This is a genomic window from Mobilibacterium timonense (assembly GCF_900155555.1).
Taxonomy (GTDB): Bacteria; Bacillota; Clostridia; order Peptostreptococcales; family Anaerovoracaceae; genus Allobaileyella; species Allobaileyella timonense.
On the sequence record NZ_FUHN01000007.1, the window covers coordinates 75,425 to 87,304 of the forward strand.

General features: G+C 51.7%; 11 protein-coding genes. 5 read left to right on the top strand and 6 right to left on the bottom strand.

The window, feature by feature from the left end; all coding sequences use genetic code 11:
- Nucleotides 1-137: 137 nt before the first annotated feature.
- Both tnpA (BQ7382_RS03335) and tnpA (BQ7382_RS03340) read right to left on the bottom strand, forming a co-directional pair.
- Nucleotides 138-623, bottom strand: coding sequence for an IS200/IS605 family transposase (gene tnpA / locus BQ7382_RS03335; protein WP_077390623.1), 486 nt, complete (start codon nt 621-623; stop codon nt 138-140).
- Between the two features lie 267 nt (nt 624-890).
- Nucleotides 891-1,376, bottom strand: a complete 486-nt coding sequence (gene tnpA / locus BQ7382_RS03340) for an IS200/IS605 family transposase (RefSeq protein ID WP_077390623.1) — start codon at nt 1,374-1,376, stop codon at nt 891-893.
- Between the two features lie 379 nt (nt 1,377-1,755).
- Here tnpA (BQ7382_RS03340) and BQ7382_RS03345 point away from each other — a divergent pair, with 379 nt between their 5' ends.
- Together BQ7382_RS03345 and BQ7382_RS03350 are read left to right on the top strand one after the other, a co-directional pair.
- Nucleotides 1,756-2,298 (top strand): C-GCAxxG-C-C family protein, encoded by a 543-nt coding sequence (locus tag BQ7382_RS03345; RefSeq protein WP_077390735.1) that lies wholly within the window; start codon nt 1,756-1,758, stop codon nt 2,296-2,298.
- Between the two features lie 58 nt (nt 2,299-2,356).
- Nucleotides 2,357-3,289 (top strand): TDT family transporter, encoded by a 933-nt coding sequence (locus BQ7382_RS03350; RefSeq protein ID WP_077390736.1) that lies wholly within the window; start codon nt 2,357-2,359, stop codon nt 3,287-3,289.
- A gap of 111 nt (nt 3,290-3,400) precedes the next feature.
- On the opposite strand, the gene leuB is transcribed toward BQ7382_RS03350, so the two are convergent.
- The 4 genes from leuB to BQ7382_RS03370 are packed head-to-tail and all read right to left on the bottom strand — an operon-like array spanning nt 3,401 to nt 8,001.
- On the bottom strand, nt 3,401-4,474 hold the full coding sequence (gene leuB / locus BQ7382_RS03355; protein WP_077390737.1) for a 3-isopropylmalate dehydrogenase: 1,074 nt from the start codon (nt 4,472-4,474) through the stop codon (nt 3,401-3,403).
- Nucleotides 4,474-4,965, bottom strand: a complete 492-nt coding sequence (locus tag BQ7382_RS03360) for a 3-isopropylmalate dehydratase small subunit (RefSeq protein ID WP_077390738.1) — start codon at nt 4,963-4,965, stop codon at nt 4,474-4,476. The genes leuB and BQ7382_RS03360 overlap by 1 nt, the downstream gene beginning before the upstream one ends.
- Before the next feature lie 12 nt (nt 4,966-4,977).
- Entirely contained in the window at nt 4,978-6,255 is a 1,278-nt protein-coding gene (leuC, locus tag BQ7382_RS03365; RefSeq protein WP_077390739.1) for a 3-isopropylmalate dehydratase large subunit, read from the bottom strand.
- A 48-nt stretch (nt 6,256-6,303) separates the two neighbouring features.
- Nucleotides 6,304-8,001 (bottom strand): 2-isopropylmalate synthase, encoded by a 1,698-nt coding sequence (locus tag BQ7382_RS03370; protein WP_077390740.1) that lies wholly within the window; start codon nt 7,999-8,001, stop codon nt 6,304-6,306.
- Between the two features lie 603 nt (nt 8,002-8,604).
- Here BQ7382_RS03370 and ilvB point away from each other — a divergent pair.
- Genes ilvB through ilvC form a run of 3 tightly spaced genes read left to right on the top strand, consistent with a single transcriptional unit; the run spans nt 8,605 to nt 11,799 of the window.
- Nucleotides 8,605-10,266 carry a biosynthetic-type acetolactate synthase large subunit gene (ilvB, locus tag BQ7382_RS03375; RefSeq protein WP_077390741.1) on the top strand — a complete coding sequence of 554 codons (1,662 nt, stop codon included), beginning with the start codon at nt 8,605-8,607 and terminating at the stop codon, nt 10,264-10,266.
- A gap of 11 nt (nt 10,267-10,277) precedes the next feature.
- Complete coding sequence (gene ilvN, locus BQ7382_RS03380; RefSeq protein ID WP_077390742.1) at nt 10,278-10,796, top strand: acetolactate synthase small subunit; 519 nt, start codon at nt 10,278-10,280, stop codon at nt 10,794-10,796.
- Complete coding sequence (gene ilvC, locus BQ7382_RS03385) at nt 10,789-11,799, top strand: ketol-acid reductoisomerase (protein WP_077390743.1); 1,011 nt, start codon at nt 10,789-10,791, stop codon at nt 11,797-11,799. The genes ilvN and ilvC overlap by 8 nt, the downstream gene beginning before the upstream one ends.
- Nucleotides 11,800-11,880 lie beyond the last annotated feature (81 nt).

The window sequence follows — 11,880 nt, forward strand, 5'->3', positions numbered from 1 at the left end:
CAAATCATAACCACCAGTTGAACTGGTGGTTTGTCCTTGCCCTAAAAGGGCCTGTTACTTGCAGGCGTCTTAAGACGCACCGAAATAGACTGCCAACCGCATCTCTATTTTCCGGCTGCGCCTAAGGGCGCTTTTTATTATGCCTTCGTATTCTTGCTACCCGTGAACGGGTCTATGTACTCCTTCAATGTTAATTGATCATTTGCGATATCTTCTTGCAGTTGGTTTCGTATGTATTCTGCGATTGCCTTTTTGTTTCTGCCAACTGTATCGACATAATAGCCACGGCACCAGAAATGCCTGTTCCCATACCGATATTTCATATTCGCATGTCTGTCGAATATCATCAGTGAGCTTTTTCCCTTCAGATATCCCATCACTTGCGATACGCTGTATTTTGGCGGAATTGATATCAGCATGTGTACATGATCAGGGCACAACTCCGCTTCTATTATTTCTATGCCTTTCTGATCACACAACTGCCTAAGTATCTTGCCAATATCCTCTTTTATTTTTCCGTAGATAATTTGTCTCCTGTACTTCGGCGCAAACACTACGTGATACTGACACCGCCACTTCGAATGTGTTAAACTATTGATGTCGGTTTTGGTAATATTACCCATCGATTTATTCCTCCTTTGTTACATGAGTGCGGTTGGAAGCCTCATTCATGATATCACAGGAGGTTTTTTCTTGAAGCTAAAGCTTCTTACTCCACCGGCTTAGCCGGTGGTTTTTTTACACTAAAGATCNCAAATCATAACCACCAGTTGAACTGGTGGTTTGTCCTTGCCCTAAAAGGGCCTGTTACTTGCAGGCGTCTTAAGACGCACCGAAATAGACTGCCAACCGCATCTCTATTTTCCGGCTGCGCCTAAGGGCGCTTTTTATTATGCCTTCGTATTCTTGCTACCCGTGAACGGGTCTATGTACTCCTTCAATGTTAATTGATCATTTGCGATATCTTCTTGCAGTTGGTTTCGTATGTATTCTGCGATTGCCTTTTTGTTTCTGCCAACTGTATCGACATAATAGCCACGGCACCAGAAATGCCTGTTCCCATACCGATATTTCATATTCGCATGTCTGTCGAATATCATCAGTGAGCTTTTTCCCTTCAGATATCCCATCACTTGCGATACGCTGTATTTTGGCGGAATTGATATCAGCATGTGTACATGATCAGGGCACAACTCCGCTTCTATTATTTCTATGCCTTTCTGATCACACAACTGCCTAAGTATCTTGCCAATATCCTCTTTTATTTTTCCGTAGATAATTTGTCTCCTGTACTTCGGCGCAAACACTACGTGATACTGACACCGCCACTTCGAATGTGTTAAACTATTGATGTCGGTTTTGGTAATATTACCCATCGATTTATTCCTCCTTTGTTACATGAGTGCGGTTGGAAGCCTCATTCATGATATCACAGGAGGTTTTTTCTTGAAGCTAAAGCTTCTTACTCCACCGGCTTAGCCGGTGGTTTTTTTACACTAAAGATCACAACAAAAATTCTGCTTATGAGACCATTAAAAAGAACTATGTGAATGCAAACGGATTCATGCTGACGCTGGAAGCATTGCAATGACTGCAGACAATAAAAATAATATAGAGAAAATCAATATACGCAAGCGATGCTATTTGTCAATCAAATTGCATATTGTATTTTTGATTTATATCATGTGACGTGTCAGGGCCGGAAAGGCCTGATAAATAAGTCGTTTTGAACGAAATAGCACATTGGAGGGAATTATGGAAATCAAGGCAAAATCCATCGATCTGTCAAAGGTACAGGCAGAAGCTGAGGAGTCGTATCGCAGAGGATTCTTCTGCTGCGAAGCTGTTATGGAAGTGATCATGGACAACTTCCAGGTAGACATGCCTCATGAGATGATCAGGATGGCTTCCGGAATGGCTATCGGCGTTGGAAAGTCCGGATGCATCTGCGGAGCTCTCAACGGAGGAGTTCTGGCTATCGGAATGTTCTTCGGAAGAGACGAGCACAAGGGACCTAAGGACCCTAACGTTGTGAAGTGCATGAGCATGACAAACGAGCTTCACGACTGGTTCAGGGACAACAACACAAAGCACGCCGCATGCTGCAGAGTCCTCACCAAGGAATTCGATATGAGCGTCGGTGCTCACAAGTCTCAATGTATTTACTATACAGGCATCTGTGCAGCAAAGACAGCAGAGATCCTGGCAAGGGAGCTGGGGATCCCTACAACAGGCGAGATCACGGTGCTGAGCCACGATGATTATCTGAAGACCAGAACGGCTCCTCTGGAGGCGTAATGGATCTCATCTCCCGAGAGAGACCGGCTGAGTTCACTGCATAGAGAAAGGGTATTTTATGAAGCTTATCAAGAAGATTCCAATTCCTGTTTGCGGCGTGATCCTGGGCATGTTCGGTCTTGGCAACCTTCTCCAGTCCTATTCCGAGGGCGTGAGAATGTCATGCGGGGTCGTCGGCACCATACTGGGCGTTCTTTTCCTTATCAGCGTGTTCGCTGATTTCGGAAAGTTCAAGGAGAACATGCAGAACCCGATCATGGCCAGTGTCTTCTGCACATTTCCCATGGCACTGATGCTCTTCAGCACCTATTTCATGCCGTGGTTCGGTCCTGCAGTATCAAAGGTGATCTGGTACATCGCCATCATCCTTCACATTGTCATGATCATATACTTCACGGTGAAGTTCATCTTCAAGTTTGATCTGAAGAAGGTGTTTGCGAGCTACTACATCGTCTACGTCGGAATAGCCATGGCTTCCATGACGGCTCCTGCTTTCAACGCAACGGGTCTGGGAACGGCTGCATTCTGGTTCGGATTCGTGACGCTGATCATCCTTCTGATCATGGTGACCATCAGATACGCGAAGGTACCGGTGCCAGATCCTGCGAAGCCGCTGATCTGCATTTATTCTGCTCCAGTCAGCCTCTGCATCGCCGGATATATCCAGTCCGTGATGCCGAAGTCACTGCCATTCCTCACAGCAATGTGGGTACTGGGAACTGTGCTGTTCGTGTTCGCTTGCGTCAAGTTCGTGCAGTACATCAAGATGCCGTTCTTGCCTAGCTATGCGGCATACACATTCCCTATGGTCATCGCCGCCATCGCATCGAAGCAGCTCATGGTGTGCTCCGCTGCTATGGGAAGCCCTATGACTTTCCTGGCACCAATCGTGACCATCGAGACCATCATCGCTACGATCACAACACTCTATGCCCTGGTGCGTTACCTGGTGTTCCTATTCAGCACACCGAAGGAAGCGCCTCAGAAATAGACAGCAAAACCGCTCCATTCCAGCTCCGGATGATACCGGGACCGGATGGAGCGGTTTTGCTGTATGATAAGTTTAGATAAGTAGAAAGCTTTGTAAATCGCCGGCTCGTTTCTATTTTATGAACGAAGCGATCAGATCGCCGGTTTCTTCAGTAGAGACGCTGTCCCTTCCGGCACCCGCGATGTCCGCGGTGCGATACCCTTTTTCCAGAAAAGCCTTTACGCTGTTCTCGATGGCGTCGGCCTCCGCCGTGAGGTCGAAGGAATACCTGAGCATCATTCCTGCTGACAGGATGGTTGCGATAGGGTTCGCCTTGCCCTGGCCGGCGATGTCTGGAGCGGAACCGTGGACCGGCTCATACATGCCGAAGTTGCCGTCCGCCAGGCTGGCGGATGGGAGCATTCCTATGGAGCCTGTGATCTGGCTGGCCTCGTCAGAAAGAATGTCTCCGAACATGTTGCTGGTCACGAGGACGTCGAAGTGCTTCGGGTCCCTCACCAGCTGCATGGCGGCGTTGTCCACGTACATGTGGTCGAGCTCCACCTCGGGATATTCCGCGGAAAGCTCGGTCATCACCTTTCTCCACAGGCGGGAGCTGTCCAGGACGTTGGCCTTGTCAACGCTGGTGACTCTCTTGTTCCGCTTCATGGCGGACTCGAAGGCCTTGATGCCGATCCTGCGGATCTCGGACTCGCTGTATTCCTCCGTGTCTCTGGCCACCGTCTGGCCGTCCTGATCCACCGTCTCGTGCTTTCCAAAGTAGATGCCGCCGGTGAGCTCCCTGACGATGAGGATGTCAAGGCCTGAGCCGAGGATCTCTTTTTTGAGAGGGGAGGCGTCCGCCAGCTCGGAAAAGATCATGGCAGGGCGCAGGTTCGCGTAGAGCCCGAGGCCCTTCCGAAGGCCGAGAAGCGCTCTTTCAGGTCTCTTATCTCCCGGAACGTCGTCCCACTTAGGGCCGCCCACGGCACCCAGGAGGACAGCGTCAGCGGCCTTGCATCCGTCCAGTGTGGACTGGGGGAGGCATTCGCCGTACTCGTCTATGGCCGCGCCGCCGGCCAGATGTTTTTCGTAGTGGAACTGATGGCCGTAGACTTCGCCGACCCTGTCCAGAACTTTTATGGCCTGACCGACCACCTCAGGGCCTATTCCATCCCCGGGAACTGTTGCGATTCTGTATTCCATTATTCCATGTCCTTTCTGATGCTGTTGAGGAGACCTCCGCAGTCGATTATGTGCTTTATCGAATCGGGGAAGGCTGCAGCCTGCCAGGTCTTTCCCTGAGTTATGTCGCGGATGATCCCATGCGAAAGGTCGATCTCCACCTGGTCTCCGTCCTCTATCTCGCGGCTCGCCTCAGGGCATTCGAGGATCGGAAGTCCTATGTTGATGGAGTTCCTGTAAAAGATCCTGGCGAAGGTCTCTGCTATCACGCAGCTCACTCCCCGGCCTTTTATGGCGATAGGAGCGTGTTCTCGCGAGGAGCCACAGCCGAAGTTCTCCCCGGCAACTATGATGTCTCCCGTGTTTATTTTTTCCTTGAACTCCGGATCGTAGTCCTGCATCAGGTGAGAGGCAAGCTCGTCCGGATCCTGGGTGTTCAGGTATCTGGCGGCTATGATCAGATCTGTGTCGATGTTGTTGCCTACCTTGTGAACCTTTCCTTTTACGTCCATTCTCTGCCTCCCTTAATCATCTGCCCCGTCCGTCACAGAGTACGGAGAGGCGATCTTTCCTGCAATTGCCGATGCTGCTGCGGTCTCCGGGCTGGCCAGATAGACCTCAGACTCCACGTGGCCCATGCGGCCCACGAAGTTCCTGTTTGTGGTGGAGACACATCTCTCTCCGGCTGCCAGGATACCCATGTGCCCGCCGAGGCATGGTCCGCAGGTAGGAGGGGAGATGATGCACCCGGATTCGATGAAGTCCTCCAGGTATCCACGGCGCATGCTCTCCAGGTAGATCGCCTGGGTGGCCGGCATTATTATGGCCCGGACACCAGGAGCGACGTGGTGTCCCTTCATGATGGCGTGTGCCTTCTCCATGTCGGAGATCCTTCCGTTGGTGCAGGAGCCGATGACCACCTGGTCGATAGGGATGTCAGGGATGTCATCGAAGGTCCTGGTATTAGAAGGAAGGTGAGGGAAGGACACAGTAGGCTGGATCTCTCCCAGGTCTATGTCATAGACCGCATCGTATTCCGCATCTTCGTCCGCCTCGTATATCTTGAAGGCCCTGTCGACGCGGCCCTTCTCGTAGTCCAGAGTCACCTGATCCACAGGGAAGATGCCGTTCTTGGCACCTGCCTCGATGGCCATGTTGCATACGGTGAGCCTGTCGTCGATCGTGAGGCTGGCCACTCCCGGGCCGGCGAACTCCATGGACTTGTACAGGGCACCGTCTACTCCGATCATGCCGATGATGTGGAGGATGAGATCCTTTCCGCTGACGTGCTCTCTGAATGATCCCGTGAGGTTGAACTTAAGAGCCGAAGGGACCTTGAACCAGGCCTTTCCGGTCACCATTGCCGCGGTCACGTCGGTCGATCCTACGCCCGTGGAAAAAGCGCCCAACGCCCCGTAGGTACACGTGTGGGAATCGGCGCCGATGATCGCCTCGCCGGGAGCAACGATGCCCTTTTCCGGGAGAAGAGCGTGCTCTATCCCCACGGCTCCCACGTCGTAGTAGTTGTCTATGTCGAACCTCCTTGCGAAGGTGCGGCACTTCTGACATTGCTCAGCGCTCTTTATGTCCTTGTTAGGAGTGAAGTGGTCCATCACCAGGGAGATCCTGGACTTGTCGAATACAGAATCGAATCCGGCTTTGTCGAACTCCTTTATGGATACGGGGCCGGTGATGTCGTTGGCCAGCACCATGTCCAGATCGGCGCTCAGGAGCTCCCCGGCCTTCACCTCTGGAAGGCCGGCATGAGCTGCAAGTATCTTCTGGGTCATCGTCATTCCCATGGGGAAAATCCTCCTTTATAACATGTTTTCCGATATGTGCTGAAGTCGCTACATGAACTTGATCTTCTTGTTCATCCTGTTGATGGCGCTCACCAGGGCGTTTACGGAAGCCAGGATGATATCGGCCTGCGTGCCTACGCCCCAGTACTTGTTGCCGTCAGGGCCCTGGATGCACACATACGCAGCTGCCTTGGAGTTGGAATCGGCGCTGATGGCGTTCTCCTGGTACGTCACGAAGTCGTACTTGAACTTGTAGTCCGTGTCGTTCAGGGCGTTTCTCACCGCGTCCAGACGGCCGTTTCCTTCTCCCGTCAGATTATATACTTTGTCGTGGATGACCACTCTCATCTTCACGCTGTAAACGTTTTCTTCCTTAGTAGAGGAGAAGTGGCTGAACACCGCGTCGGTGATGTCCATCGGGTAAAAGTCGTTGATGTACTCCTTCTCGAATGCATCGTAGACCTCCTGAGGTGACAGCTCCTCGTGGCTCTTGTCGGAGATGTCCTTGATCATGTATCCGAGCTCGGCTCTCATGTCCTTAGGGATCAGGAAGCCGTAGTTCTGCTCCAGGACGTAGGCGACGCCTCCCTTTCCGGACTGGCTGTTGATCCTGATGACGTCTCCGTCATACTTCCTTCCCACGTCGTGCGGATCGATAGGAAGGTAAGGGCAGGTCCACCTGTATTCGCCCTTTTCCTCTCTGTATTTCATGCCCTTGGCGATGGCGTCCTGGTGCGACCCGGAAAAGGCGGCGAAGACGAGTTCGCCTGAGTACGGCTGGCGAGGGCCTACGGTCATGCGGGTGAACTTTTCGTACGCCTCGACGATCGAGCTCATATCCGAGAAGTCCAGCTCAGGGTCCACGCCGTGGGTGAACATGTTCATCGCTATAGTCACGATGTCCGCATTTCCTGTTCTCTCACCGTTTCCGAAGAGAGTTCCCTCGATCCTGTCGGCTCCTGCCAGCATTCCAAGCTCTGCGTCGGCCACGCCGGTCCCCCTGTCGTTGTGAGGGTGCAGTGAGATGAGCACGCTGTCCCTCTTGTGGAGAGCTCTGTCCATGTACTCCACCTGATTTGCGAAGATGTGAGGAAGGGACATCTCGACAGTGGCAGGGAGGTTGATGATGCACGGGTGATCCGGGGTAGGATCCCAGATGTCTATTACGGCGTTGCAGACCTCGGCCGCGTACTCCGGCTCCGTTCCCGTGAAGCTCTCAGGAGAGTACTCGAAGGTGAAGTCGGTCTCAGGATACTTTTCCTTATATTCGTTCATGAGAAGTGCACCGTCTATGGCGATCTGCTTGATCTCGTCCTTAGACTTCCTGAAAACCTGCTCTCTCTGAGCCTTGGATGTGGAGTTGTACAGGTGGACGATGGCCTTCTTTGCGCCTTTGAGTGCTGCAAAAGTCTTATCTATTATATGCTTCCTGGACTGGGTGAGCACCTGTACTCTCACGTCGTCAGGGATCAGATCCTGTTCGATAAGGGTGCGGAGAAATTCGAACTCCGTTTCGGATGCAGCCGGGAAGCCCACCTCGATGTCCTTGAATCCTATATCCACCAGAACCTTGAAGAAGTTCAGCTTTTCCTCAAGAGACATAGGCACCACCAGAGCCTGGTTGCCGTCCCGCAGATCCACGCTGCACCACAGAGGAGCTTTTTCAATATGATCCTTGTGCACCCACTTGTACTCGTTGACTGGCGGGTTGAAATATCCTGGGCTGTACTTTTTGTAGTTTTCCATTTTTTTACCTCCGGCATTCTGTTGCTTTAAAACCTTCTGTTAAAAATATTTGCTGTACATATAATAAGTACACTGTTGCCCGGACTCCGGAAACGGAAGGAATAAAAAAGCCCCTTCACACCTGAGAACAGGCCCTGAAGAGACGAATCTACATTAGATATCTGAATATCCAGTCAACATCCGCGGTACCACTCTTCTTGATCCGTCGTCTTTCTTATACATAAGAGAAGAGAACAGATCCACTCGATGAATGTAAGCTCAGGGGTGAGACACCGAACCGAGTCTGCATCCTTCCAGCGACCGGATGCTCTCTGTAAGACTCTGCGGACGATTTATTCCCGTCACAGCTTTGAGATATTTAGTTTGTTCAACAGAGACGGACACGTCAGATGTCATCTCTTTGAGTTCTTTAATAATTTATACGAAAACAGGTGGTGTGTCAACACGAAAATTGTGCTTATACAAAAACTTAACAAAAGTATTTGTAATAAAACACAAAAAGTCATTGACAATTTTTCGCGTGCTTATATAATTACTGTACCGCGTGAGCAAGTGTTTGCTCACCGAAAACACCTTGCATATCATAAATGGAGGAAACGGTTTATGAAGTTAACAGGATCTCAGATAGTTGCTGAGGTACTGCTGGAACACGGTGTAGATGTTGTATTCGGTTACCCGGGTGGCACAGCTCTGAATATATACGACGAGTTGTACAAGTACAGCGATCGTATCAGACACGTTCGTACGGCAGACGAGCAGGGCGCGTCATACGCGGCCGACGGATATGCCAGAGCCACAGGTAAGACCGGAGTTATGATGTCTACCAGCGGACCCGGAGCCACCAACCTGGTAACGGGCCTGGCGACCGCGTTCATGGACAGCGTACCTGTAGTAGCTATTACTTCCAACGTTCCTGACTCCCTTATAGGAAAGGATTCCTTTCAGGAGATCAGCATCACGAACGTGACGATGTCTATCACCAAGCACAATTTCTTCGTCAACAGGATCGAAGATCTTGCGGACAGCCTCAGGGATGCGTTCCGCATCGCCCAGAGCGGACGCAAGGGACCTGTGCTTGTGGACATTACAAAGGATGTTACCGCTGCTACTATAGAATATGAAAAGAAGGAACCGCTTCCTCTGAAGGCGAAGCCTGATGTGAACGAGGAGCAGGTGAGAGCGGCAGCGCAGCTGATCAACGAGGCGGAGCGTCCGGTGATCTACGCGGGAGGCGGAGTGATCTCCTCCGAGGCGGAGATACTTTTGCAGGAGCTGGCCCACAAGGCCGACATCCCTGTGGTACACACGCTCATGGCCTGCGGTGTTCTGAGCAGTGACGATCCTCTCAATCTCGGGATGATCGGAATGCATGGATCTATTGCAGCTAACAGGGCGGTGGATCACGCCGATCTGGTCATCGCTCTCGGCGCCAGATTCAGTGACAGGGTCGCCTTGAATCCTAAGAAGTTTGCCAGGAGGGCGAAGATCCTCCAGGTGGATGTGGACAGGTCAGAGGTGGACAAGAACGTCATGGTGGACATGGCAGTTATCGCCGACGACAGATCCTTCCTCGAAGCGCTCACACCGTACGTGAGGGAAGCAAAGCACGACGAATGGCATGAAAGAGTCCTGAACTGGGAGACGAAGCACAGATATCCTGAAGAGGGAGATGCGGATATGCACCCTTCCGATATCATGAGAGTCATCAGCGAGAACTGCGATCCGGATGCTTACTTCGTCACGGACGTAGGACAGCACCAGATGTGGGCGGCCCAGTATCTCAACCACAGGAAGGCCAGAAGGTTCATCACCAGCGGCGGCCTTGGTACCATGGGATACGGCTACGGTGCGGCCATAGGGACCAAGATCGGCAGGCCGGACAACCAGGTCATCATGATCACCGGAGACGGATCCTTCAATATGGATCTGAACGAGGTCATCACCGCCTGCAAGGAGAAGCTGCCTATCATCACAGTACTGGTGAACAACAGCGTTCTCGGAATGGTATACCAGTGGCAGACCATCTTCTACGACAAGCGCTATTCTACTACTCTGAACGACAACGGCATCGATTACGTCAAGGTGGCGGAGGGCTTCGGAGCAAAGGGATATAAGTGCACGACTCCGGAGGAGTTCGAGAAGGCGTTCAACGAGGCGCAGAAGGCAGACGGCCCAGTGTGGATCGAATGCATCATCTCCTCGGAGGAGAGAGTGCTCCCGATGATCCCGGGCGGCAAGTCGGTGGATGACATGATCATCAACTAAGGAGGCACGGGATGTACAGACCATTAACAAAGAATATCGTCAGCGTCCTGGTGCAGAACAAGGCCAATGTCCTTGCAAGAGTTGTGAACATGTTCGGCCAGAGGGGATTCAACATCGATTCCCTGACGGTGTCAGCCACGAACGACCCTAAGATATCCAGGATCACCATAGTATTCGACGCTACAGAGACTTCCATGCAGCAGATCATCACCCAGACGGAGAAGCTTGAGGTGGTGGAGAGCGTGACAGTCCTCAACAGGCAGAACGGACTTTACCGCGACATGCTGCTGATGAGAGTAAGCGCCGGGCCTGAAGACAGAGAGGCTATTAAAAATATCGTTGACATTTATAGAGGTAAGATCGTTGATCTTTCAAGGGACAGCCTTATAATCGAGCTGACTGGAACGCCTCAGAAAATAAATGGATTTATTGATGTTATGGAGGATTTCAGCATTGCGGAGGTATGCCGCACTGGGATCACCGCTATCGAAGTTGCCGACAATGTCGGAGAAGGAGACAGAGATGATTAAGAAGTATTACGACCAGGATTGCAATTTGGGACTGTTGGACGGAAAGACGGTCGCCATCATCGGATTCGGAAGCCAGGGCCACGCCCATGCTGAGAACCTCCATGAGAGCGGCGTCAACGTTGTAGTAGGACTGAGACCTGGTTCGAGACACGTAGCCATGGCGGAGAAGGCCGGACTTAAGGTAATGGGCATCGAGGAGGCCGCCGAGGCTGGTGATTTCGTAATGATCCTGACTCCTGACGAGCTTCAGGCACAGATCTACAAGGAGCAGGTCGCTCCGCATCTGCACGCAGGAAACGTTCTGATGTTCGCTCATGGATTCAACATCCACTTTAAGCAGATCATCCCTCCTGCTGATGTAGATGTAGTAATGGTAGCTCCTAAGGGACCTGGCCACATCGTAAGAGACATGTATACACAGGGACAGGGAGTTCCATCACTGATCGCTGTATATCAGGACGCTTCCGGCAAGGCCAAGGATTACGCTCTGGCATATGCATCCGGTATCGGCGCAGGAAGAGCAGGTATCCTGGAAACCACATTCAAGGAAGAGACAGAGACAGACCTGTTCGGCGAGCAGGCTGTTCTGTGCGGAGGTGTGTGCGAGCTGATGAAGGCCGGATTCGACACTCTGACAGAGGCTGGTTACGCTCCTGAGATGGCATACTTCGAGTGCATCCACGAGATGAAGATGATCATAGACCTGATCTACTCCAAGGGATTCGAGATGATGAGATGCTCCATCTCCAACACTGCCGAGTACGGCGACTACATCACCGGCCCTAAGGTGATCACAAAGGAGAGCAGAGAAGGCATGAAGAAGGTGCTGTCCGACATCCAGGACGGAACTTTTGCCAGCAACTTCATCCAGGAGTTCAACGCAGGCGGAAAGGCCAACTTCTATGCAATGAGAGCTAAGCAGGCCGAGCACCCTACAACTGAGGTAGGCAAGGAGCTGAGGTCCATGATGAGCTGGCTCAACGACGAGAAGGAAGTAAACTAATATTAGTTCCTTTAGATCCAATGGTCAGGGCTGTGTTTACGGTCCTGGCCTTTTCTCAGTTTTTAACAGCAATACAGACAT

Bases quoted from the DNA above. Each gene is read 5' to 3' on its own strand.
- tnpA (WP_077390623.1), bottom strand. From the start codon at position 623: ATGGGTAATATTACCAAAACCGACATCAATAGTTTAACACATTCGAAG.
- tnpA (WP_077390623.1), bottom strand. From the start codon at position 1,376: ATGGGTAATATTACCAAAACCGACATCAATAGTTTAACACATTCGAAG.
- BQ7382_RS03345 (WP_077390735.1), top strand. From the start codon at position 1,756: ATGGAAATCAAGGCAAAATCCATCGATCTGTCAAAGGTACAGGCAGAA.
- BQ7382_RS03350 (WP_077390736.1), top strand. From the start codon at position 2,357: ATGAAGCTTATCAAGAAGATTCCAATTCCTGTTTGCGGCGTGATCCTG.
- leuB (WP_077390737.1), bottom strand. From the start codon at position 4,474: ATGGAATACAGAATCGCAACAGTTCCCGGGGATGGAATAGGCCCTGAG.
- BQ7382_RS03360 (WP_077390738.1), bottom strand. From the start codon at position 4,965: ATGGACGTAAAAGGAAAGGTTCACAAGGTAGGCAACAACATCGACACA.
- leuC (WP_077390739.1), bottom strand. From the start codon at position 6,255: ATGGGAATGACGATGACCCAGAAGATACTTGCAGCTCATGCCGGCCTT.
- BQ7382_RS03370 (WP_077390740.1), bottom strand. From the start codon at position 8,001: ATGGAAAACTACAAAAAGTACAGCCCAGGATATTTCAACCCGCCAGTC.
- ilvB (WP_077390741.1), top strand. From the start codon at position 8,605: ATGAAGTTAACAGGATCTCAGATAGTTGCTGAGGTACTGCTGGAACAC.
- ilvN (WP_077390742.1), top strand. From the start codon at position 10,278: ATGTACAGACCATTAACAAAGAATATCGTCAGCGTCCTGGTGCAGAAC.
- ilvC (WP_077390743.1), top strand. From the start codon at position 10,789: ATGATTAAGAAGTATTACGACCAGGATTGCAATTTGGGACTGTTGGAC.